The organism is Labedella gwakjiensis (assembly GCF_003014675.1).
Lineage (GTDB): Bacteria > Actinomycetota > Actinomycetes > Actinomycetales > Microbacteriaceae > Labedella > Labedella gwakjiensis.
On sequence record NZ_PYAU01000001.1, the window covers coordinates 1,066,640 to 1,087,869 of the forward strand.

Annotated in this window: 25 protein-coding genes; 18 read left to right on the plus strand and 7 right to left on the minus strand. The window is 70.5% G+C overall.

Annotation, left to right across the window (positions count from 1 at the left end; translation table 11 throughout):
* Positions 1-2 precede the first annotated feature (2 nt).
* The gene (locus CLV49_RS05000; protein ID WP_106562546.1) at positions 3-335 is read left to right on the plus strand and encodes an STAS domain-containing protein; all 333 of its coding nucleotides are present in this window, start codon (positions 3-5) and stop codon (positions 333-335) included.
* Entirely contained in the window at positions 328-747 is a 420-nt protein-coding gene (locus tag CLV49_RS05005) for an ATP-binding protein (protein WP_158261906.1), read from the plus strand. Before CLV49_RS05000 ends, CLV49_RS05005 begins: the two co-directional genes overlap by 8 nt.
* Before the next feature lie 118 nt (positions 748-865).
* Here CLV49_RS05005 and CLV49_RS05010 read toward each other — a convergent pair whose 3' ends face one another.
* Complete coding sequence (locus CLV49_RS05010; RefSeq protein WP_106562548.1) at positions 866-2,176, minus strand: hemolysin family protein; 1,311 nt, start codon at positions 2,174-2,176, stop codon at positions 866-868.
* Positions 2,177-2,362: 186 nt separating this feature from the next.
* On the minus strand, positions 2,363-3,886 hold the full coding sequence (locus tag CLV49_RS18520; protein ID WP_106562549.1) for a helix-turn-helix transcriptional regulator: 1,524 nt from the start codon (positions 3,884-3,886) through the stop codon (positions 2,363-2,365).
* Positions 3,887-4,104: 218 nt separating this feature from the next.
* On the opposite strand from CLV49_RS18520, the gene CLV49_RS05020 reads away from it, so the two are divergent.
* The 9 genes from CLV49_RS05020 to CLV49_RS05060 all read left to right on the plus strand — a co-directional run bounded on the left by CLV49_RS05020 (position 4,105) and on the right by CLV49_RS05060 (position 9,402).
* On the plus strand, positions 4,105-5,139 hold the full coding sequence (locus CLV49_RS05020; protein WP_106562550.1) for an AraC family transcriptional regulator: 1,035 nt from the start codon (positions 4,105-4,107) through the stop codon (positions 5,137-5,139).
* 179 nt (positions 5,140-5,318) lie between these two features.
* Complete coding sequence (locus tag CLV49_RS05025; RefSeq protein WP_106562551.1) at positions 5,319-5,738, plus strand: Asp23/Gls24 family envelope stress response protein; 420 nt, start codon at positions 5,319-5,321, stop codon at positions 5,736-5,738.
* Complete coding sequence (locus tag CLV49_RS05030; RefSeq protein WP_106562552.1) at positions 5,735-5,923, plus strand: DUF2273 domain-containing protein; 189 nt, start codon at positions 5,735-5,737, stop codon at positions 5,921-5,923. The genes CLV49_RS05025 and CLV49_RS05030 overlap by 4 nt, the downstream gene beginning before the upstream one ends.
* A complete protein-coding gene (locus CLV49_RS05035; RefSeq protein WP_106562553.1) occupies positions 5,920-6,273 on the plus strand; it encodes a hypothetical protein in 354 nt (117 codons plus the stop codon). The genes CLV49_RS05030 and CLV49_RS05035 overlap by 4 nt, the downstream gene beginning before the upstream one ends.
* Complete coding sequence (locus CLV49_RS05040; RefSeq protein WP_106562554.1) at positions 6,270-6,845, plus strand: hypothetical protein; 576 nt, start codon at positions 6,270-6,272, stop codon at positions 6,843-6,845. The genes CLV49_RS05035 and CLV49_RS05040 overlap by 4 nt, the downstream gene beginning before the upstream one ends.
* A complete protein-coding gene (locus CLV49_RS05045; RefSeq protein ID WP_106562555.1) occupies positions 6,845-7,447 on the plus strand; it encodes an Asp23/Gls24 family envelope stress response protein in 603 nt (200 codons plus the stop codon). The genes CLV49_RS05040 and CLV49_RS05045 overlap by 1 nt, the downstream gene beginning before the upstream one ends.
* 64 nt (positions 7,448-7,511) lie before the next feature.
* The gene (locus CLV49_RS05050; RefSeq protein ID WP_106562556.1) at positions 7,512-7,685 is read left to right on the plus strand and encodes a CsbD family protein; all 174 of its coding nucleotides are present in this window, start codon (positions 7,512-7,514) and stop codon (positions 7,683-7,685) included.
* Between the two features lie 116 nt (positions 7,686-7,801).
* Entirely contained in the window at positions 7,802-8,953 is a 1,152-nt protein-coding gene (locus CLV49_RS05055; protein ID WP_106562557.1) for an Asp23/Gls24 family envelope stress response protein, read from the plus strand.
* Positions 8,954-8,988: 35 nt separating this feature from the next.
* A complete protein-coding gene (locus tag CLV49_RS05060) occupies positions 8,989-9,402 on the plus strand; it encodes a hypothetical protein (protein ID WP_106562558.1) in 414 nt (137 codons plus the stop codon).
* 10 nt (positions 9,403-9,412) lie between these two features.
* On the opposite strand, the gene CLV49_RS05065 is transcribed toward CLV49_RS05060, so the two are convergent.
* The 3 genes from CLV49_RS05065 to CLV49_RS05075 form a co-directional block, all read right to left on the minus strand.
* Positions 9,413-9,754, minus strand: coding sequence for a TfoX/Sxy family protein (locus CLV49_RS05065; RefSeq protein ID WP_106562559.1), 342 nt, complete (start codon positions 9,752-9,754; stop codon positions 9,413-9,415).
* Between the two features lie 74 nt (positions 9,755-9,828).
* Positions 9,829-10,599: a vWA domain-containing protein gene (locus tag CLV49_RS05070; RefSeq protein ID WP_106562560.1), complete on the minus strand. Its 771-nt coding sequence runs from the start codon at positions 10,597-10,599 to the stop codon at positions 9,829-9,831.
* The gene (locus tag CLV49_RS05075; RefSeq protein ID WP_106562561.1) at positions 10,596-11,138 is read right to left on the minus strand and encodes an RNA polymerase sigma factor; all 543 of its coding nucleotides are present in this window, start codon (positions 11,136-11,138) and stop codon (positions 10,596-10,598) included. The genes CLV49_RS05070 and CLV49_RS05075 overlap by 4 nt, the downstream gene beginning before the upstream one ends.
* A 182-nt stretch (positions 11,139-11,320) precedes the next feature.
* Between CLV49_RS05075 and CLV49_RS05080 the strand changes: the two genes are divergently transcribed.
* The 4 genes from CLV49_RS05080 (at position 11,321) to CLV49_RS05095 (ending at position 16,130) form a co-directional block, all read left to right on the plus strand.
* Positions 11,321-12,040 carry a CHRD domain-containing protein gene (locus CLV49_RS05080; protein ID WP_106562562.1) on the plus strand — a complete coding sequence of 240 codons (720 nt, stop codon included), beginning with the start codon at positions 11,321-11,323 and terminating at the stop codon, positions 12,038-12,040.
* Entirely contained in the window at positions 12,037-12,699 is a 663-nt protein-coding gene (locus tag CLV49_RS05085) for a class F sortase (RefSeq protein ID WP_243696732.1), read from the plus strand. Before CLV49_RS05080 ends, CLV49_RS05085 begins: the two co-directional genes overlap by 4 nt.
* 111 nt (positions 12,700-12,810) lie before the next feature.
* Positions 12,811-13,551, plus strand: coding sequence for a YqjF family protein (locus CLV49_RS05090; RefSeq protein WP_208019885.1), 741 nt, complete (start codon positions 12,811-12,813; stop codon positions 13,549-13,551).
* A 74-nt stretch (positions 13,552-13,625) separates the two neighbouring features.
* Positions 13,626-16,130, plus strand: coding sequence for a DEAD/DEAH box helicase (locus CLV49_RS05095; RefSeq protein WP_106562563.1), 2,505 nt, complete (start codon positions 13,626-13,628; stop codon positions 16,128-16,130).
* A 6-nt stretch (positions 16,131-16,136) separates the two neighbouring features.
* Here CLV49_RS05095 and CLV49_RS05100 read toward each other — a convergent pair whose 3' ends face one another.
* A complete protein-coding gene (locus CLV49_RS05100) occupies positions 16,137-17,306 on the minus strand; it encodes a DUF418 domain-containing protein (RefSeq protein WP_243696733.1) in 1,170 nt (389 codons plus the stop codon).
* A 46-nt stretch (positions 17,307-17,352) separates the two neighbouring features.
* On the opposite strand from CLV49_RS05100, the gene CLV49_RS05110 reads away from it, so the two are divergent.
* The 3 genes from CLV49_RS05110 (at position 17,353) to CLV49_RS05120 (ending at position 19,981) form a co-directional block, all read left to right on the plus strand.
* Positions 17,353-17,946: a TetR/AcrR family transcriptional regulator gene (locus CLV49_RS05110; protein WP_127054468.1), complete on the plus strand. Its 594-nt coding sequence runs from the start codon at positions 17,353-17,355 to the stop codon at positions 17,944-17,946.
* Between the two features lie 99 nt (positions 17,947-18,045).
* Positions 18,046-19,017 carry an acetylxylan esterase gene (locus CLV49_RS05115; protein ID WP_106562565.1) on the plus strand — a complete coding sequence of 324 codons (972 nt, stop codon included), beginning with the start codon at positions 18,046-18,048 and terminating at the stop codon, positions 19,015-19,017.
* A 187-nt stretch (positions 19,018-19,204) separates the two neighbouring features.
* Complete coding sequence (locus CLV49_RS05120; protein WP_106562566.1) at positions 19,205-19,981, plus strand: lysophospholipid acyltransferase family protein; 777 nt, start codon at positions 19,205-19,207, stop codon at positions 19,979-19,981.
* Positions 19,982-20,005: 24 nt separating this feature from the next.
* Here CLV49_RS05120 and CLV49_RS05125 read toward each other — a convergent pair whose 3' ends face one another.
* Positions 20,006-21,229, minus strand: coding sequence for an alpha-amylase family glycosyl hydrolase (locus CLV49_RS05125; RefSeq protein WP_106562567.1), 1,224 nt, complete (start codon positions 21,227-21,229; stop codon positions 20,006-20,008).
* Position 21,230 lies beyond the last annotated feature (1 nt).

Genomic DNA, 21,230 nt, shown 5'->3' on the forward strand with positions numbered 1-21,230 from the left:
CGATGGACTTCAGGACCGAGAATGTCGGGACCGACATCGCGGTGATCCGCGGGGACGGCCGGCTCAACATGGTGTCGGCACCTCACCTTCGCGAGCAGGTGACGCGCGCTATCAATGCGGGGCGAAACCGGATCGTGGTGGATCTGGCCGCTACGTCGTTCATCGACTCGTCCGGCCTCGGTGCGCTCGTCGGCTCGCTGAAGGCGGCGCGTCAGGCCGACGGCGACCTGCGGATCGCTGCGCCCAACGATCAGGTGCGCATGGTGCTGAGTCTGTCGAACGTCGACCGGGTGCTGCGCAGCTATACGGACCCTGGAGATGCGTTCAGTGACTGAGTTCGTCAGCGATCTGACCTCGCCTCCGGACACCGTGGACGAGGTGCATAGTCTGCTGGAGTGCATGTGGGAGGCGGAGCCACTGGTCTCGGCCGGGGTCCGCATGCGCTTCGAGACCGCCCTGATCGAACTGGCGACGAACGTCGTCCAGCATGCGGATCGCGGCAACGGTGTCGCGTGGACCGTGCGGATCGCGAGCTCGGAGACCAGCCTGACCGCCGAGATCGTCGATTCGAACCCGTCGGAGGGCTTCACACCGTCTGTGCGACGATCCATGCCCCCGGATCTTGCCGAGGAGGGCCGGGGGCTCGCTCTCGTCCACCTCCTGGTCGATTCCGCGACCTTCGACGCCACCGAGCACGGCGGCGTCTGGCGAATCCGGCTCAGCAGAGCGATGTCCGCCGAGGGATGAATCGGGCCGTGCCCCGTCAGCGGGAACGGAGATGACACCCTTCGACGAACTCAGGCGACGAACGCGGGTAGACGCGCATGCAGCTCCGCATCCAGAGAGAACGAGCGCGCCGCACGCGTCATTCGGAGGGCTCCTGGGCGTCGGTGTCCTCAGACGGGTGCTTCGTGACGAGGAGCTCCGAGATGCGGCGGCGGTCCATCGCGGTGACCTGGATCGTCGCGCCCTCGAGCTCGACCGTGTCACCGACCGTCGCGAGGCGGCCCAACCGCTCCACCACGAAGCCCGCGACCGTGTCCCACGTGCCGCGCGGCACGTCGAGACCAGTGGCCTCCTCGAAGTCCTGCAGGTTGAGGCGCCCGTCGACGAGGCCGCCCTCCTCGGCGAGCGCGCTCGGTGCCAGGTCGGTGTCGTACTCGTCGAAGATCTCACCGACGACCTCCTCCACGAGGTCCTCGAGGGTGACGATGCCGTCGGTGCCACCGTATTCATCGACGACCACCGCGATCTGCTGATTCTTGGCGCGCATGCCCGTGAGCGTGGGGAGGACGCGCGCCGTCGACGGCAGGTACTCGATCTCACGGGCGACAGTCGAGAGGGAACGGGTCGCGTCCACCGACGCGGCGTCGAACAGGTCGCGCACGTGCACGAAGCCGACGATGTCGTCGATCGACTGGTCGACCACGGGGTAGCGGGAGAACGGCTGGTCCTGCACCCGCTCCATCGCCTCGGCGATCGTGCCGGCGCCGTCGAGCGCGACGACCTCGGGACGCGGTCGCATGACCTCGCTGATCTGACGGTCGCGCAGCGAGAGCACGTCGTCGAGGATGCGGCGCTCGTCCTCCGGGAGGCCCTCGTGGCTCGTGACGATGTCGCGCAGCTCCTCGTCGGAGAGTTCGTCGCTCGACTTATTGGGGTCGCCGCCCAGCAGGCGCACGACCGCATTGGTCGAGATGGAGAGCAGCCAGATGACCGGGCGCATGAGTGTCGCGAATCGGCTGAGGACGGGCGCGACCGCGTAGGCGAACTGGGCGTTCCTCTGGATCGCGAGCCGCTTGGGCGCGAGCTCGCCGAGCACGAGAGAGAGGTACGCGATCGCGAGCGTGAGCACGAGGGTCGCGACGGTGGAGGAGGCCTGCTCGGACAGACCGAGCGAGACGAAGAGCGGCGAGACGTATGGCGCGATCGACGATGCGCCGAACGCGGCCGACGCGAAACCGGCCACGGTCACACCGATCTGGACCGCGGAGAGGAACGTGTTGGGGTTGCGGGCGAGGCCGGCGACCTTCTCGCCGCGCTTACCGCGCGCGGCGATCCCGTTGACCTGGCTCTCGCGCAGCGTGACGAGCGCCATCTCGGTGGCGGCGAACACACCACCGATGAGGACGAACACGACCACGAGGGCGATGTTGAGAAGGAGGTCGCCGTTCATCGGCCGACCTCCTTCGAGACGTGGTGCGCGCCCGGGGTCACCCGGGCGCCGGACCTATGGCAGTCGGACGAGGAATCGACGGATCGTGTCATGTCTCCAGAGTAGAGAGTCCCGCTCGGAAAACGCCTGGGTTGCGCCGGGCGGCGCTCGCTCGACAGTCTCACTGGCCGATGAACGGCGGCGGCCTCACTCCGCGAGGACCCACGGAGCCGCGTGCACGGCGTCGACGGCCGCGGCCCGGTCGCCGACGCCGATCTTGCGATACGCGGCGAGGAGCTGCTTCTTGACGGTGTGCGGGGAGAGATGCTCCGCCTCCGCGATCTCCGCGACGGTCGAGCCGTCGACGATCTGACGCAGCACGGCACGTTCGCGTCGCGTGAGGTCGGTCGACTCGTCGGAGAAGACCGGTGAGAACATCACCTCGTCGTTGCGCTCCCGGAGAGCGTCGCTCGTCCCCTCCCAACTCGCTCGATCCACGAGGACCCTCACCGCTTCGAAACCGGAGTGCGCGACGAGGTGTCGAACGGCCTCCCTGTCGACCTCCGCATCGTTGTCGGAGAGAGCCCCGCGGACCAGTCGGGCTGACACGGCGATGCGCGGTAGCGGGTCGCGGGCGAGCACGTCGGTGAGGACCGACCGCGCGCGCGGTCGTCGCCCTGTGAGAGCAGAGATACGGGCGTCCACCACATCGAGGTACGGGCAGTCGTCGTGCACCGCGGCGCCTCGCGCCCGAGTGATCGCCGCTCTCGCCCGCACGTAGTCGCCGGCGCGGAGGCGCAGCTCCGCCTCGGCGAGCGCGATGACGCCGCCGTTCAGACCGGTCTCCGAGATCGCCGTCGGATACGCGGACACGGTGCCGAGGAGGGTGGACAGGGCGACCGTGGTGTCCGGCTGCCAGAGCAGCGCGATCCGCGCCTGCACGAGAAGGCGCAGGGCCCAATGCTCGACCTCGTGCGAACGGGACAGGTCGAGCGCCAGCGCCTCCGCCCGCGACCGGTCGAGACCATCGATGGCGATGAACGCTTCCGCGATGCGTCCGGCGTCTTCGACGGTGTCGGTCAGGTCCTCGACCGGAGGCAGCCGGCAGAGCCATTCCCTGACCTGCTTCTCCGTACCCGTCAAGGCGAGGATGAGGGCGCAATTGCCCGCGGACTCGGCCGCCATCCGCGTGTTCCCCGTCGTGACGGCGCCGTCGTACACCTCGGTGAAGATCTCGTACGCGATGCTGAGGTCTCCAGCCAGGAAGTGACTGATCGCCCACTGCACGCAGATGTCCGGCAGCACGTGCGTGACAGCGAGCCGTGCGACCGGCGTCGCGTCCGTGAGGGCACGGCGGGCCTCCGTCGCAGCGGCGACGGCATCGACGTGATTCCCGGCCATGCGCGCGCCAGCGGACCGGGCCGTGAGGAACGACAGGATCTCGAGCAGGGCCTGCGGCGCGGCGACGGGTGCCTGGAACCTCGTCGGGCGGACCGGACCGGCGTCCGGGATGAACTCCGCGTACGCCCTCGTGGCCGCGAGCGTCGGACTGCGTTCGACGACGTCGTTCGGTAGGGATCGCATCACCTCTGTGAGGAGGTCACGGTGGGAGGACATGAGCTCCACCCACTCCGTGGTGAGGAGGCCCGCGACGCGGGGCCAATCCTCGGCGTTCATCGCGTTCTTCAGGTCGATGGCGAGGTGCGGGGTCTGGGCGTTTTCGCTCGTCATTCCCTCTGTCTACACCGAATCTAAGGTTCCGCCCCGGTTTTGTCACAACGGCCCTGCCCCGCGTTCTGGGGCACAACCGTTCGGATTCGGGCCACGAACATCCCCCCGATGCGTGACGTTTCGCCGTCTCGGATCGTCTCCTCTGTGACACGGAAACGGCGGGGCCCCTGGGACCCGCCCCGTGGCACCGAGATTCCCCAGTCGCACCAAGGAAGGTCATGCAGCACTACTTCCTCGCTCCGGAGCCCGAATCGGACCGAGAACAGATCACCGCCCCGCCGATGGGATCGGCGGCGCCACACGTACCGTTCACCCCCGTGCAGAGGGTCTCGGTCGCCGGCGACCAGCCGGAACAGGCCCGTCGCGCCCTCGCGGAAGCGTATGCCGGAACCCGGTTCGCCGTCACACGCGGCGACGAACCCTTCTCGTTCCGCTTCGCATCCATCGGCGACGAGCGGCTCACTCTCCGAACGGCCACCGTGGCCGGCCACGTGAGCGGCGAGGTCCCGCGGCTCGACGAGTACGTCGTCACCTGGTTGCGCTCCGGAAGCGGACGCATCACCGGACGGGACACGGAGCCGGAGCATCTGCCGAACGCGCCGTTCCTCCTCCCCTTCGAGCGGCGATACGCGTTCGCTCTCACGGCTCACACGCAGAACTCCGTCCACTTCTCCCCCGCATTCCTGGAGGGCATCGCGGCGGAACAGCGGTCACAAGAGCGCTTGCCTCTCTCGTTCGACACGGGGACGACACCGACTCCGGCCGGCATCGCCGCCTGGCGCGGCGCCGTCGCCCGGGTGACGGACGTCCTCGTGGATGTCGATGCGTCCCCGGTCCGACGACTCGACGCACAGCGGGCGCTCGCGCTCGCGCTGCTCGATCTGTACCCGTGGGTCCAGGTCGATCTGCCTGCCGAGATGAGGGAATCCTCCCGCGCGCGCACTCGCCTCGCTCTCGAGTATCTTCATCACCGCGCGCACGAACCGATCACCCCGGCGGACGCCGCGCGCGCTACGGGGTTGCACCCCCGCACGTTCCAGCTCCACCTCGCCCGTCACCTCGACACCTCGCCGACCATCTACCTGCGCGACATCCGGCTCGACCGTGTGCGCGCGGAGCTCGCGGAGCAGTCTCCGGACGACACGACGGTCGCCGCCGTCGCACGCGCGTGGGGCTTCGCGCACCTGGGGCGCTTCTCGGCGGTGTATCGAGCACGCTTCGGCGAGCACCCCCGTGACACGCTGCGCCGCTGACGCAACCCCCTCGAATATCCGGAATATGAGCGCTCCGAACCTGAACCTGGTATTTCCCTGAGTGCGCATGATGTTCCATGCACTCGCATCGTCTTATTGATGTCGCCCGGCACACGCTGCGGCGCAACCGCAGCCGGGCACCCGACCTGCGCCACCGAATCATCCAGAAGGAGAACATCATGTCGAACGTCACCGACACCAAGGCCCACGTCGCCACGCCGTCCACCGGCAAGAACACGATCGCCGACGGCGTCGTCCAGAAGGTCGCCGGCATCGCCGCACGCGAGGTCCCCGGCGTGCACGACCTCGGTGGCGGAGCCGCTCGCGCCATCGGCGCCATCCGCAACGCGATCAACGCTCAGGACCGCGGCCAGGGCGTCTCCGTCGAGGTGGGCGAGAAGCAGGTCGCAGCCGACATCATCATCGTCGCCGAGTACCCCGTCGACCTCCAGCGCGTTGCGGACGACGTGCGCCGCAGCGTCACCGACGCCATCTCGAACGTCGTCGGAATGGACGTGACCGAGGTCAACGTCACCGTCTCGGACGTCCACATCCCGTCCGACGACAACGACGACGCTGACGAGAGCCGCGTCCAGTGAGCGTCACCGATCGGGGCATGCTGATCGGCGCCGTCCTCGCTCTGTCGGCCGTCGCGTTCGGGTTCTGGAGCATGGTCCTCGTGGCCGTGTTCGTGCTCGTCGGCTTCGGTGTCGGACGTGTGCTCGAGGGCAAGCTCGACCTGCGCAGCGTCGCCGACGCCCTCCGCGGGCGGCGGTCGTCGTGACCGCGGCGGTGACGGCCCAGCAGGCCGTGCGTGGTCGCAACACGATCAGCTCCAGGGCCGTGCGTCGCGTCGTGTCAGCCGTCACCGCGGAGGAGCTCGGTGTGCGGGCATCGGAGGTGTCCGTGGACCTCTCCGATGCCCGCGGGGACCTCGGCGTCACAGCGAGTGCACCCATCCACGTCTCCCCCTTGGGCGTCGAGGCCCGACGCGGCGGAAGCGTCCTCGAACGCATCTCCCGCGCCCAGACCACCATCCGCGAACGGTGCCTGCACCTGACCGGATCCACGATCACTCGTGTCGACCTCCACATCACCGGCGCGAAGCTCGATGAACGAAGGAGAGTGTCATGAGCACCCCGTCGCTCTACCGTCGCGTGGTGCGTCGCGAGACGCACTCACCTCGATCCGGCCTCGCGATCACGATCGCCGTGCTGCTCGTCCTCGTCCTGGCGTGGCTCGGAGTCGAATCCGTGCTCGCCGCGATCGGGCAGCCAGCCCTCCTCGTCGCACCGAAGGATGCGGTGACGGCGGTCCTGTCCGCTCCGACCGCACCCGCACCGCTCCTCGTCGCCATCGGCGCCGTCGTGGCGATCGTCGGTCTCATCCTCATCGTGCTCTCGCTCTCACCCGCACGTCGCGGTCGTCGCGGCGGAAGCATCGACCGGACCGCAGTGGTCGTCGACGATCGCGTCATCGCGCAATCGCTCGCCAGCACGGCGGCCTACGCCGGTGACGTCGACCCTGCACAGGTGAACGTCAGCGTCGGCGCACGCAGCGCGCGCGTGGAGATCACCCGGACGAGCGGTCGCACGCTCGACACGAGAGAGATCCAGGAAGCCGTCGACGCCGAGATCGCGACATACGACTATCGTCCGGCCCTGCGCGCCAAGGTGCGTCTGTCCGAGAAGGGAGCGGTGGCCTGATGAACTCCACCAACCGATTCCTCAACCGTCTCTTCGTCTTCGTCGTGGGACTCGTCGTCTTCGCGGCCGGCGCGGCCGTGTCCGTGGGAGCGCTCCTCCCCGACGTGCAGAAGAACATCGCGGACAACGCACAGAACGGCATCGGCCCGACGACCGACACGATCGACGCGCAGCCGTGGATCCTCTGGGTCGTGGCCGTGCTCACCGTGCTCTTCATCGTGGCGCTCCTCTGGTTCGTCTTCCGACAGGGGCGCGGTCACACGGGCACCCTGCTCCGTGTCGACGAGGCATCGTCGGGTCAGACCCCGACCGGCGGGAGCGTCACCCTCGACGTGAAGGTCGCGGCCCAGGTCCTCGAGGAGGCGCTGTCGCGCAACCCCGATGTGGTCTCCGTCGACGTCACGGGATTCCGGGTGAAGAAGGAGAACACCCTCCGGCTCACCGCCTACTCCCGTCGCGGCGCCTCCCCCGTCGAACTCCGCCGCTCGATCGACGCGACCATCGCCGAGTGGGACTCGGCGCTCGGAACATCGACGCCGATCGTGGTCCAGATCGTCAGCGGGCTGCGCACGAAGCTCGCCGGCACCAACCGGGTCGCCTGACCCGAGTCATCCCGTCACTCCCCTCCCCGTGACCACGGTCACGCAGAACGAAAGGAATCGCACCATGAGCGCTTCAGACAAGATCAAGGCCGCCGCCGAGAACATCACGGGCAAGGCGAAGGAAGCCGTCGGCAACGTGACCGACAACGACAAGCTCGTCGCCGAGGGCAAGGCCGACCAGGTCAAGGGCCAGTCGCGCGACGCCGCCGCGGACGTCAAGGACGCCTTCAACAAGTAGTCCAGCACCACAGCACCACCCCCGACGCGGCCCCTATCCGACGAAGACGGAGGGGCCGCGTCCACTCCCACAGACTGCAAGACCGATGCGCCGCCCCGCGGCGCGAGGAGGAAGACATGACCGACGACGCGAAGACGGACGACGGGGCGCACATCCCCACGCCCGCAGAGGTCCACCACGACCACCCCACGGTGCTCGTCCCCGTCCCACCCGACGAGGACACCGTCCGTCGAATCGAGTCGCACGACGAGGGGACACCGTCGTCCGCGGGATCGTCCGATTCGGCGCCGGTCGCCGAGTCCTCCGTCACGCACCCACCGGTCGCCAACGCCCCGGCGGTCGATCTCGAGACGTCGCCGACGCGGCGGTCCGAGTCGGACGAGCTCGCGCAGCTCATCGGCGACGCCGCATCCGCTGTGGCCGGCGTGTACGCGCTCGGTTCCCGCTCGGCACGTGCCGTCGACAGCGCTCGACTCAGCCTCCTCGGGCGCACGAGCGTCCCGGGCGTGAACGTCCTCGTCGATCGCGACGTCCTGAACGTCGAGGTGTCGCTCGTCGCCGAGTACCCCGCCAACGTCTCCGCCGTCGCCGACGCCGTCCGCGCCGATCTCACGACCCGCCTCGCCGGCCGACACGACGGCCCTCTCGACATCGACGTCACCGTCACCGACGTGCACGGGCCGTTCGACTCCGAGGAGCCGGACCCCGGCCAGGCGATCGACGCCATCAAGGCCCGAGCCGGCGAGACGAAGGACAGGGCCGCCGCTTCCGTCGGTGACGCGAAGGCACGCGCGGGAGCGGCGATCGACGACGCGAAGGAGCGCGCCGGCGAGGCTCTCGACGGCGCGAAGGTGCGCGCCGGACAGGCGATCGACGATGCGAAGGCCGACGCCGCGAGCGCCGCGGACGCGACCGCTGACGCCATTCAGAACGCGAGGACCGTGGCCGACCGCGCCATCGACGACGCGAAGGCCGATGCGGCCGCGGCCGCCGACGATGCGGCGGACGCGACGGACGACGTCCGGAACGACACCGCCGATGCGATCGACGACATCGCCGACGACATCGACGAGGCTCGGGCAGACGAGGCCAGAGGGGACGCCGCCTCCGCCGATGAGGCCGCCGCGTCCGCACCGACGGACGGGACGTCCGACGACCTCGCGAACGCCGCGGAGCGGCTCGCCGAGGCGGCCGACGCCCTCGCCGATGCCGCCGACTCCACCGCCCGTCCCGCGACGGACGACCGCCCCGGCGCCGACCAGCGCTGACGGGGCGGGAACCGACGAACCGAAGGAGTATCGACGTGCCGTTCCTCAGCCGATCCACATCATCCGGCGGTCGCCCGCGGCCCCGAGCCGTCTGGGCGGCGGCCGTCACCGGAGCCGTCCTCGTCCTCCTGATCCTGGTCGGCCTGCTGTTGCCGATCCTCGGTCTCATCGGGGCGGCGGACGGTGCCACGGCGGGCGCGCTCGACGTCCCCGTCGGCAGCATCGTCGTGGCTCTCCTCGTCGGCTACGTCCTCGCGCTGCTGTTCCTCGTCGTGAGCGTGCGGTCGCGGAACGGAGCGTTCTCCTGGGTGATGTCGGTGGCCGCGGTGATCTCGGCGCTTCTCGTCTCGCTGTGGCCTCTCCTCGCGGTCGCCCTCGCCGGCGTGGATCAGACCACCGAGGTCATCCCCTTCATCCAGGACCTCATCGCCCGCGTGACCGGCGGCTGACCGGCAGCCCTCAGGGGGTGATGGAGTCGACGAAGCGCTGCGCCTCGTCGATGAGGGCGCGCCAGCGGTCGGCACCGGCATCCGGGCGCACCGTGACCCACTCGCGCATGTCGCGTCCCCGCATCCGCATGCGCTCCGCACCACCCGAGGCGGCGAGCTCGTCCGCTCGCGGCTCCGGCACCTTCACGATCAACCCGCCCTGGTGCTCGACGAACGCGTAGACCTTCCCGCGGATGCGGAGTCCCTCGGTTCCGAACATCGGCCCGATGTCGACGTCGGGTCGCTCGAGGTGCTCCTGGGCGATCGGATCGAAGATCTCGTGCGCCCGCGCCATCGCGTCGTGGTCCACCATGACGGAACGCTACCGCCGTGTCGGTGGCCGGGTCGATGGTCTGGCACACCAGCCGGTGTGCGGAATCCCGCCGCTCAGCCCGCGACGGCCGGCAGAGCTGCGCTCGCGATCTCCGTGCCGTCGTCCGCGCGGATCTGCACCTCGACGGCGTCCGTCCGCAGGACCGACGCGTTCATGCGGCAGTCGATCGGCACGTCGGAGCCCAGGAAGGTGCCGGCGCTCCATTCCCGTCCCGTCCCGTCGAGCACGATCACGTCGTACACGTCCCCGGCCGGAAGCCCCTCGATCGTGAGGACCGCCTCCGTGCCCCACGTGTGCGCGATGACGTCGCCGTCCACGTCGACGCCCGAGGGTTCACCGTCGAAGGAGACGGCCTCGACGGCACCGAGCGCGCCGGCCGGACCGGAGGGCGGGGCCGCGGGTGTGGCGAGGAGGACGCCGCCGCCGATGCCGATGGCCACGCACGCCGCGGCGCCCGCGGTCAGCAGGGCGCGCCGCCGCGCGGTCCTGCGCGACGGAACGCGGCCGTCGGGTCCGATCCGCTCGACGCCGACGGGATCCTGGTCCACCGTTTCAGGGTCGGGCGTATGCGCATGGCCCGTCGTCCGCTCCCGCTCGACGGCGCCCTCGACGCGCCCGGCGAGCTCGGGCGACGGCGCGGACTCGTCCCACGCACCGATGGAGCGGACGCGGCCGAGCACGACGCCGAACGCGGCGAGGTCCTCGTCGATCGTCGGGTCCTCCACACGGAGTGCATCCAGCTCGGCCGCCTCGTCGGGGGTGAGTTCGGACGCGAGCGCGGCGGCGATCAGCTCAGCGCGGCGGGCGTAGACGTCGTCGGTCATCGTTCCACTTCCTCGAGATGGCCGCGCATGGCGCGGAGTGCGTAGAAGACGCGGGTGCGGAGGGTGGCGACGGGTACGCCCGACGCCTCGGAGAACTCCTGGTAGCTGAGCCCGGTGAGGTGCACGGCCACGACGGCCTCCCGCTGCTCGGGGCTCACCCGGGCGAGCGCCTCGACGATGCGCAGACGCTCCAGCGGATCGCCCGCGTCGGCGACGAGCTCGCCCGCGTGCTCCGTCGGCACGAGCACGGGCGTGCGCTGGCGGGCGCGGAACACGTCGAGGATGACGCGCCGCTCGATCGCGAACAACCACGTGCGCGCGCTGCCCCTCGCCGCGTCGAAACCCGACCGCCCCCGCCAGGCGCGCAGGAAGGTCTCCTGCACGCAGTCCTCGGCGAGCGGGCGGTCTCGCAGCGCGTTCACGGCGAAGCCGAGCAGGGACGACCCGTGCTCGGCGAAGGCCGCCGCCACATCGAAGTCCGCGTCCGCCGTGCCCATCGCACTCCACTCCGGTGTCGGACGCGTCATCGTGACGGTCATCTGCGTCCCTCCAGCCTAGGCGAGCGCATCGTGCGCCCACCCGGGGATACGTCAGCGGCGACCCTCTCGTTCACGCCCGCGAAAAAAATCCGCACCCGGGTGAACGCCGTGCCGCTCGCCGACGTATGCCCCTGCAGAAGCCGTGTCCGTCCGGACGCCGCGAGCCCAGAGAACGAGGAATCATGACGACGAAGCGATTCACCCGCAACCTGACCGTGGCCGGCGGTGCCGCCGTGGCACTCGCCCTGGTGGCGGCGTCGCCCGCGCACGCCGAGACCGAGGTGGCCGAGCCCGACACCTTCACGAGCGCCTTCACCGTGATGGCGACCCCCGACCAGGTCATCAACAACGACGGCGTCGCGACCCCCGGTGAGGAGGGCGCGAGCGGCACGTTCACGTTCCGCATCAACTCCGACCAGGACATCATCTGCTACGACATCACGCTCACGGGCGTGACAGGCGAGTACGAGAGCCCCGCCAAGACGGCGACCCACATCCACGAGGCCGCCCTCGGTGAGGCCGGTCCGCCGCGCATCGCGTTCCCGAACCCTGTCGACGACGGAAGCGGCGAGCGCACGAGCAGCGGATGCCTCCAGGGCCCGTTCACCACGGGCATCGAGAGCGACGCCGGCACCGACACGGGTGAGGGCTTCACGCTCGCGCAGATCGAGGCGAACCCGGCCGGCTTCACGGGCGACTCGCACACCGCGGACTTCGCCGCGGGCGTCGTGCGCGGCCAGCTGACGCAGATCCCCGTCGAGGGCGTGGACACGGGGGCCGGCGGAACCGCCGCCCAGGCCACGACCGACACGACCGGTGTTGCCGCTGCCGGCGCCGTCGCCGCGCTCGGGGCCCTCGCTGCCGCCGCCGTCGTGATCCGTCGGCGCCGCTCGCAGGCGTGATCCACGCCCCCAGGACTCGAGAGGGTGCGCCGCTTCACCGGCGCACCCTCTCGGGGCTCGCCGCCGTCGCGCTGACCGTGACGATCGTCACGGGCTGCGCGGCGGCTCCGGAGTCGGCCCCGACGCCGCCCGCCTCGACGCCGACAGCGGCTGTCACCGCGGCGCCGACGCCGACGGCCACCCCGTCCCCTGATCCGACGCCGCTCGCGGAGGGACGCCCACCCGCGTCCGTCTCCGCGCCGGCGATCGGGCTCGACGAGCCGCTCATCGACCTCGGCATCGGCGCCGACGGGAAGATGGAGGTGCCGAGCGACTTCGACGACGTGGGCTGGTTCACCGGCGGCGGGAAGCCCGGAGGGCACGGCCCTACGGTGATCGCCGGCCACGTCGACTCGGTCACCGCACCCGCCGTGTTCTTCCGTCTGCACGAGCTCGCGCCGGGTGACGAGGTCGACGTGACGGACGTCGACGGCCGCGTCGTGACGTACACGGTCACCGAGGTCGCCGACTTCCCGAAGGACGACTTCCCCACCGCGCGCGTCTTCGGCGCGACGCTGACGGACGAACTCCGCCTCATCACGTGCGGCGGCTTCTTCGACGCGAACTCCGGCCACTACGACGACAATCGCGTCGTCTTCGCCACCGCCCAGCTGCCCTGAGGTGACGCGATCCGACGCTCGACCTCTCGGGTGAGCGTCGGATTCCGACACCTCACGGGAGGCGTGCGCAAGGCTCCTCTCGAATCCGACGACCTCTGCCAGGCTCGACGCATGGACGACGCTCCAGCGGTCGAGGCGATCACGTCCACCGCGCCCCCGCTCCCCGGCCGACGCATCCTCTCGCAACGGTGGAGCGACGCGACGTTCGTGCACTGGCGCGTGGATCCGGCCGAGGTCGCCCCGCACCTCCCGCGAGGGACGCGACCGGACGTCTTCGACGGCAGCGCCTGGGTCGGGATCATCGCCTTCCAGATGGCGCGGACGCAGATCCTCGGCGGCCCGTCGATCCCCTGGCTCGGCACCTTCCCCGAGATCAACGTGCGCCACTATTCGGTGGACGACGCCGGGCGGCGCGGCGTCGTCTTCGGCTCCCTCGAGGCGTCGCACCTCCTGCCGGTCCTCGCCGCGCGGACCGCCTTCGGTCTCAACTATCAGTGGGCGCGCATGTCGCTCGGCCGCCGCGGCGACCTCGTCGCCTACCGTTCCCGGCGCTTCGGCCCCGGTCTCCCGCGGACGCATCTCGTCGCGCGCGTGCTCGACGCCCCCGTGCAGGACGACCCGCTCGCCGACTTCCTCACCGCACGCTGGGCCTTCCACGAGCGGCACCTCGGCCGCACCTGGTACAGCCGCAACTCGCACGAGGCCTGGCCGCTACGGCGGGCGGAACTCGTCCACCTCCGGGACGATCTGCTGGCCGTCGCGGGCTTCCCGCACCTCGCCGCCCGAGCCCCGGACTCCGTCCTCTACTCCCCGGGCGTCGACACCGTCTTCTCCGCACCCCGCCGCCTCTGATCCCCGGCGGAGCCGCGGGCCGGGGCTGCGGCAGGAGCGACTACCGTCGTATCGTGACCTCTCTCCTGGAACGCATGCCGACGGACGACGATCCGGACGCCGCATACACCGCGTTCGCGGAGTGGGCGGAGGAGCGCGGCACCACGCTCTACCCGGCGCAGGAGGAGGCGGTCCTCGAGATCGTCACCGGCTCGAACCTCGTCCTCTCCACCCCCACGGGAAGCGGCAAGTCGCTCGTCGCGATCGCCGCCCACGCCGTCGCGACGGCCCACGGCGAGCGCAGCTACTACACCGCCCCCATCAAGGCGCTCGTGAGCGAGAAGTTCTTCCAGCTCGTCGACGTGTTCGGCGCCGAGAACGTGGGCATGGTCACGGGCGACACGTCCGTGAACGCGGACGCCCCCATCATCTGCTGCACCGCGGAGATCCTCGCGAACCTGGCCCTCCGCGAGGGCGAGCAGGCGCTCGTCGACCTCGTGATCATGGACGAGTTCCACTACTACGCCGACGCCGACCGCGGCTGGGCGTGGCAGGTGCCGCTCCTCACACTTCCGCGCGCCCGCTTCGTGCTCATGTCGGCGACCCTCGGCGACGTGACCGACATCGCGGAGGACCTCGAGCGCCGCACCGGCCGGCCCGTCGCGCAGGTCACGGGCGTCGACCGCCCCGTCCCGCTCCACCACAAGTACGAGCGCATGCCCGTGCACGAGACGGTCGAGGAGCTGCTCCACACCGACAAGGCGCCCGTCTACATCGTGCACTTCTCGCAGGCCGCGGCGATGGAGCGGGCGCAGGCGCTCATGAGCATCAAGGTGATCTCCCGCGAGGCGCGCGACGAGATCGCCGACGCGATCGGCGGCTTCCGCTTCACGACCACGTTCGGCTCGTCGCTCAGCCGCCTCGTGCGTTCGGGGATCGGCGTGCACCACGCGGGCATGCTGCCCAAGTACCGCCGCCTCGTCGAACAGCTCGCGGGCCGCGGTCTGCTGCGCGTGATCTGCGGAACGGACACGCTCGGCGTGGGCATCAACGTGCCGATCCGCACCGTGCTCCTCACGGGTCTCACGAAGTTCGACGGCACCAGGATGCGGCAGCTGACCGCGCGCGAGTTCCATCAGCTCGCGGGCCGCGCGGGTCGCGCCGGGTACGACACCGCCGGCTACGTGGTGGTGCAGGCGCCCGAGCACGAGATCGAGAACGCGAAGCAGATCGAGAAGGCGGGCGACGACCCGAAGAAGAAGCGGAAGATCATCCGCAAGAAGGCGCCGGAGGGCTTCGTCTCGTGGGGCGAGCCGAGCATCGAGAAGCTCCTCGCGGCCGAGCCCGAAGCCCTCACGAGCCGCATGCAGATCACGGCATCGATGCTCATGAGCATCATCTCGCGCGGCTCCGACGCTCTCGACGACGTGCGCGAGCTGATCTTCGGAAGCCACGAGCCGAAGGCCCGGAAGTACGCCCTCGCCCGACGCGCGATCGAGATCTTCCGCACCCTGGTGACCGCCGAGGTCGTGGAGGTGGTGCGCGGCGAGACCGCGGAGGACGGCACTCCCCTGCGTCCGATCATCCGTCTGACCGCGCCGCTGCAGCACGACTTCGCCCTCAATCAGCCGCTCTCGCCGTTCGCCCTCGCCGCCCTCGACCTGCTCGACACGTCGTCGCCCGAGTACGCGCTCGACGTCGTGAGCGTCATCGAGGCCACGCTCGACAACCCGCGCCCCGTGCTCTCGCAGCAGGAGTTCAAGGCCCGCGGTGAGGCGATCGGCGCGATGAAGGCCGAGGGCATCGAGTACGAGGAGCGCATGGAGCTGCTCGAAGAGGTGTCGTACCCGAAGCCGCTCGAGGAGCTCCTCAACGGCGCCTTCGAGACCTTCGCGCAGAGCCAGCCGTGGGTGCGCGACTACGAGCTGAAGCCGAAGTCCGTCGTGCGCGACATGGCCGAACGGGCCATGACGTTCGGCGAGTTCACGTCGCTGTACCAGTTGGGCCGCAGCGAGGGCCTCGTGCTCCGCTACCTCGGCGACGCCTACCGCGCGCTCCGCCATTCGGTACCGGAGGAGCTCAAGAGCGAGGAGCTGCTCGACATCGTCGAATGGCTCGGTGAGCTCGTCCGCCAGGTGGACTCGAGCCTGCTCGACGAGTGGGAGCAGCTCATCAACCCGTCGATCGACCCCACGGCTCCCGTCGCGCCGCCGCCCCCGCCGAGCGTGCTGCGCAACCGGCGCGCGTTCACGGTGCTCGTGCGCAACGAGCTGTGGCGACGCGTGCAGCTCGCCGCGCTCGAGGACGACGCGGGCCTCGCCGAACTCGACGGCGCCGACGGCTTCGGACTCGACGAGTGGGGCGACGCGCTCGACGGGTACTACGCGCAGCACGAGTCGATCGGCACGGGCCCGGACGCCCGCAGCGCGCGCATGCTCGACATCGAGGAGAAGCCGTCTGAGGGCGTGTGGCACGTGCAGCAGATCCTCGACGATCCGGACGGAGACCACGACTGGCGCATCTTCGCCGACGTCGACCTCGCCGCTTCGGAGGAGCAGGGGATCGCGGTGATCCGCGTCACGCGCGTCGCCGCCCTCTGACCTCCGCTAGGCGCGCGTGCCGAGCTGCGCCGCGCGTTTCCAGAGCCACTCGACGGGGCCGAGCTCGAAGCGACGCAACCAGAGGTGCGCGAGCACCACGATGGCGGCGGTCAGCACGATGAAGGCCGCAATCGTGACGGGAACGCGTGCACCCGCCGCGCTCTCCGCGAGGCCGAGACCCCAGCCGTAGAAGAGCGCTCCGGCCAGCAGGTTCTGGAGCATGTACGCGCTCAGGGCGACGCGGCCCACCTCACGCGCTCGGCGGGCGATCCACCCGTCGGTGCCGAGACGGAGACTGAGCTCCGCGAGGAGGGTGAGGAGCCCCAGTGCGACGATGGGGGCCAGGAGGTAGCGCTCCGCGAAGAGCCCGGCGGTGCCACCGGCGACCCCGAGAACGACGTCCACGGGGAGCGCGATCGCGCCCGCGACGAGCAGCCGCCGGCGGACGCGCGCGCCCTCCGGTGCGAACACGCCCACCCCCAAGAGGCGCGCACCGAGGAGGAAGAGCGCGAGCGAGAGGAACCCGATGAGCACCGCCTCGGCGCGGAAGACGACGAGGTTGTCGAGGCGGAAGAGCACGAGGTCGAGGAACGTCCCGTCCGCGTAGGGGTTCCGGCCGTTCGGGAGCGCGGCGTCGCCGTTCGCCCCGGTCAGGACGATCGCCGCGACGATGACGGTGATGACGAGGACATGCAGCGCTCCGAACACGGCGATCATCCTTCGCTGGGCGCGCGGGCTCGTGAGCAGCAGGTACGCGACGACGGCCCCCGTCACCGCGTAGCCCATGAGCACGTCGAACTCCGCGATGAGGACGTAGTTGATCGCGCCGTCGAGGAACAGGAGCGTCGCACGCCAGAGGTAGCGGCCGGGCCAGCGCGCCCCGCGGCGCACCGCGGCACCGTGCTGGATGGCGACCCCCATCCCGAAGACGAGGGAGAGCAACGCGAGGAACTTGCCCTGCGTCAGCGTCATGAACACGAGCTGCGTCACCGCCGCCGCGTCCGGCGTCTCGGGTGTGACCGGCGCCGAGAGCATCCCGAGCAGTCCCCATGGGTGCGAGAACACCCAGATGTTCGTCCCGAGGGTACCGATGATGGCGACGCCGCGGACGACGTCGATGGCTGCGATGCGCGCCGTGCGATGGGAAGCGGCCGGCAATACGTTCGTATTGGTCACGATCTCACCGTAGCCTACGAGGGACGACGAAATCGAGAGGACGACGGTGGCCGGTCGACGCGGGAGCAGGGAGATCATCCTCGACGCCGTCGTCACGGTGCTCGCGACTCGGGGCAGCGATGCCCTCAGCATCCGCAACGTCGCCGCTCAGGCCGGGGTCTCGGTGGGCTCCGTCCAGCACAACTTCCCCACGCGGGACGACCTCATCGTCGGAGCCATGACGGCCGTGAACGACCGGTTCCGCGCACGCGTCCGCGCCCTGCTGGAGCAGGAGCAGACGGCCGAGGCGCGATTGCGGGTGTTCTGCTCGGAGATCTCCTGCGTCACGGACGAGGGGACGGAGGAGGCGATCGTCTGGACCGCCTTCGCCGCAAGGGCCACGACCGACGCCGGCATCCGCGCGCTCCACGCGACCGACTGGGCCCGCACAGAGGACGTGCTCCTGCGCCTCCTCACCGACGCGTTCCCTGAGTCGTCGGTCACGGCCGACGACGCCGCGCTCGTGCTCGCGGTCACCGACGGGATCGCGGTGGCCCGGGCCGCCGAACGGTCTGACCGCATGGCGACGGAGCGCGCTCTGCGTCTCATCGACGCCGTCCTCGCCGACATCGCCGTCCGCTCCGGACCCCGCCTCCCCTGAGGTGTCGCGATCCGTCGCCGCCGCGCGACTCCGGGCGACACGGTGCGACACCTCACGAGCGGTAGGGTCGGAATTCCGTGAGGTGAGAGGACCCCATCGATGGCGCGATTCGATCTGCCCGAGTCCGAGCTGAGGACGTTCAGCCCCGACGTCCGCGTCGAGGACGACTTCGACGAGTTCTGGACGCGCACCCTCGCGGAGTCGCGCGCCATGCGCGGCGACGGCCCCACGATCACGAAGATCGAGTCGGCCCTCCGCGGCGTCGACATCTACGACCTCACCTTCCCCGGTTTCGCCGGCGACCCCATCAGCGGCTGGTACATCCGTCCAGCCGGAGAGACGGCTGACCTCCCCGTCATCGTCGAGTACGTGGGCTATGGCGGCGGACGCGGCCTGCCCCACGAGCGCCTCGCGTGGCCCACCGCCGGGTACGCGTACGTCGTCATGGACACCCGCGGACAGGGCGCCACGTGGGGCGGCGGCGGTGTCACGGCCGACCCGCACGGCGCCGGACCGAGCTTCCCCGGCGTCATGACGCGCGGCATCGAGGCGCCGGAGACGTACTACTACCGCCGTCTCATCACGGACGCTGTGCTGTGCGTCGACGCGGTCCGCGAGCTTCCCGGAATCGACACGTCACGCATCGCGATCACCGGCATCAGCCAGGGCGGCGGCATCACCCTCGCCGTCTCGGGCCTTCGCGACGACCTCGCGGCCGCGATGATCGACGTGCCCTTCCTCTGCCACTTCGAGCGCGCCGTCGGCATGTCCGACCGCGACCCGTACGGGGAGGTCAACGCCTACCTCCGCATCCACCGCGGACAGCGTGAGACGGTGTTCCGCACGCTGAGCTACGTGGACGGCGTCAACTTCGCGAGCCGCGCGACGGCCCCGGCCCTGTTCTCCACGGGCCTGCAGGACGCCACGTGCCCGCCGTCCACGGTGTTCGCGGCCTTCAACCGCTACGGCGGCTCGAAGGACATCGACGTGTACGAGTTCAACGACCACGAGGGCGGCGCGGAGTCCCGCTGGCCCGACCTCGCCGCCTACGCGGCCCGCACCCTGGCCTGACCCCGCCGCCCCTCCCCACCCCGCGCTCTCCCCCCACCCCACGCTCCCCACCCCGCGAGGTAGTGCGTCTGCGCCGGGTGGGGTGGAACGAGACGAGACGGGGCGAACGGGATACCGGACGCGGGGACGGGGTGCAAGCCCGTGGATTCCCCAGGCGTTACGCGGAGACGCGGCCTACGCTTATGCCATGCCCCGTCGCCCGTCCGAGCCCATCTACTCCACCGCCGTCGCACTCGGCCGCGCCCTCTTCGGCGCCTGGCGTCTGAAGCGTCGCGCCACCGGTCTCGAGCACATCCCGCGCGAGGGCGGAGCCGTGTTCGCGATGACCCACTTCGGGTACCTGGAGTTCGCGCTCGTCGAGTGGCAGACCTGGCTGCACACGCGCCGCCGGGTGCGCTTCATGGCCACGAAGCGGGCGTTCGACAAGCCCGTCGTGGGTTGGCTTCTGCGCGGGATGAAGCACATCGAGGTGGACATGTCCGCCGGGGCCTCCGCCTACGCTGCGGCCGTCGCGGCGCTGCGTCGCGGCGAGATCATCGGCGTCTTCCCGGAGGCCGGCGTGAGCGCGTCGTTCACGGTACGTGACCTCAAGTCGGGTGCGGTGCGCCTCGCGGCGGAGGCGGGCGTCCCGGTGATCCCCGTCGCCGTCTGGGGCGGGCAGCGATTGCTCACCAAGAACCGCAAGATCCGGCTGCGGGACCGCATCGGCGTGGAGGTCGACTACGCGTTCGACACCCCGATCCCGGTCTCGCCGGACGACTCGGTGGCGGAGAAGACGGCAGAGCTCAAGGCGCGACTCCAGGCGCTCACGGACGAACTGCAGGCCGACTACGGCCAGGACGGTACGGGTCAGTGGTGGCAGCCGCGCCACCTCGGTGGTACCGCGCCGACCCCAGAGGAAGCTGCGGCCGCCGACGCGGAACGCGACCGTCGCCGCGCCGCGAAGGCGGCAGCCGCCCGCTGATCCGTCTCAGGCCACTGATCCGCCTCAGGCCAGGACGGCCCAGGCGTGCGGCGGAACGGCGCGTCCGTCGAGCGAGCCGGCCACGAGCTGCGAGGCGGATGCGCCGTCGACCGCGTCGAGGTGGAGCGGCTCGTCCGAGATGTTGAGGGCCACGGTGAGGCGCTCGTCCCCTGCAGAAACCTCCAGCACGAGCGTCGTGTTCGTGAGCGCGAGGGTACGACTCCGGGCCCGGTGCAGCCACGCATGTCGGCGCCGCACGCCGATGAGTTGCTGGTGCAGCGCGAGGACATCCTCGCCGCCTCGCAGCTCCGAAGGATCCGACGGGAACTCGGGACGGATCGCGTCGTCGCCGCCGACCCGCTCCTCCTTCACGGCCTCGAAGCCGCGCTCGTCCCCCGCGTAGACGGACGGCGTCCCGCCGAGGAGGAACAGCAGCACGAGCGCGTGCGCGCGATGCCGTTCGTCGGGGATGCGCGTCGCGAGCCGCGACACGTCGTGATTGCCGGCGAACGTGTACGGCACGAACGTGTCGAGGAACTCGTTGTGGCGGGTGAGCGTCCAGTCGAGCTCGAAGAAGTTGGCGTCCGCGATGGAGTGCCAGCTCGCCTGCCACAGCTCGTACTGCGTCACCGCGTCGATGCCGGACTCGGACACGATCGCGGCGTAGTCGCCGTGCAGCACCTCACCCACGATGTACGCGTCGGGGTGCGCCTCACGGACCCGCGGCAGCACACTCGCCCAGAACGCCGGCGGCACCGCGTAGGCGGCGTCGAGGCGCCAGCCGTCCGCGCCGCGATCGAGCCAGTGGATCATGACGCGCGCCACGAGGTCGGCGACCGCCGGGTCGTCGTGGTCGAGCTCCACGAGAGCGTCGTGCCCCTCGAATACCCCGTCCGCCCGCACGAGCGAGGGGTCCTCGAACTCCCGCCCCACGTGGTTGAAGACGCCGTCGAGGATCACCCGGACGCCCTTCGCGTGCGCCGCGTCGAACAGCGACACGAGGTCGCCTTCGTCGCCCAGCCGCTCGTCGACGCGGAAGTAGTCGATCGTGTCGTAGCCGTGCGTCGACGACGCGAACACCGGTCCGAGCGCGAGCCCGTTCGCCCCCGTCTCGACCACGTAGTCGAGCCACGATTCGATGCGCCGCAGCTCGTGCGTGGGCGTGCGATCAGCTCCCGTCGTGTCCGCTCCGACGAATCCCAGCGGATAGACGTGCCACCAGATGACGTGTTCGGTCCATGCGCTCATG

Coding starts and splice junctions, on each gene's coding strand:
- CLV49_RS05000 (WP_106562546.1), top strand. CDS start 3: ATGGACTTCAGGACCGAGAATGTCGGGACCGACATCGCGGTGATCCGC.
- CLV49_RS05075 (WP_106562561.1), bottom strand. CDS start 11,138: ATGACCGTCACGATGACGCGTCCGACACCGGAGTGGAGTGCGATGGGC.
- CLV49_RS05070 (WP_106562560.1), bottom strand. CDS start 10,599: ATGACCGACGACGTCTACGCCCGCCGCGCTGAGCTGATCGCCGCCGCG.
- CLV49_RS05115 (WP_106562565.1), top strand. CDS start 18,046: ATGGCGCGATTCGATCTGCCCGAGTCCGAGCTGAGGACGTTCAGCCCC.
- CLV49_RS05050 (WP_106562556.1), top strand. CDS start 7,512: ATGAGCGCTTCAGACAAGATCAAGGCCGCCGCCGAGAACATCACGGGC.
- CLV49_RS05055 (WP_106562557.1), top strand. CDS start 7,802: ATGACCGACGACGCGAAGACGGACGACGGGGCGCACATCCCCACGCCC.
- CLV49_RS05020 (WP_106562550.1), top strand. CDS start 4,105: ATGCAGCACTACTTCCTCGCTCCGGAGCCCGAATCGGACCGAGAACAG.
- CLV49_RS05040 (WP_106562554.1), top strand. CDS start 6,270: ATGAGCACCCCGTCGCTCTACCGTCGCGTGGTGCGTCGCGAGACGCAC.
- CLV49_RS05065 (WP_106562559.1), bottom strand. CDS start 9,754: ATGGTGGACCACGACGCGATGGCGCGGGCGCACGAGATCTTCGATCCG.
- CLV49_RS05095 (WP_106562563.1), top strand. CDS start 13,626: ATGCCGACGGACGACGATCCGGACGCCGCATACACCGCGTTCGCGGAG.
- CLV49_RS05045 (WP_106562555.1), top strand. CDS start 6,845: ATGAACTCCACCAACCGATTCCTCAACCGTCTCTTCGTCTTCGTCGTG.
- CLV49_RS05125 (WP_106562567.1), bottom strand. CDS start 21,229: ATGAGCGCATGGACCGAACACGTCATCTGGTGGCACGTCTATCCGCTG.
- CLV49_RS05090 (WP_208019885.1), top strand. CDS start 12,811: ATGGACGACGCTCCAGCGGTCGAGGCGATCACGTCCACCGCGCCCCCG.
- CLV49_RS18520 (WP_106562549.1), bottom strand. CDS start 3,886: ATGACGAGCGAAAACGCCCAGACCCCGCACCTCGCCATCGACCTGAAG.
- CLV49_RS05120 (WP_106562566.1), top strand. CDS start 19,205: ATGCCCCGTCGCCCGTCCGAGCCCATCTACTCCACCGCCGTCGCACTC.
- CLV49_RS05025 (WP_106562551.1), top strand. CDS start 5,319: ATGTCGAACGTCACCGACACCAAGGCCCACGTCGCCACGCCGTCCACC.
- CLV49_RS05080 (WP_106562562.1), top strand. CDS start 11,321: ATGACGACGAAGCGATTCACCCGCAACCTGACCGTGGCCGGCGGTGCC.
- CLV49_RS05010 (WP_106562548.1), bottom strand. CDS start 2,176: ATGAACGGCGACCTCCTTCTCAACATCGCCCTCGTGGTCGTGTTCGTC.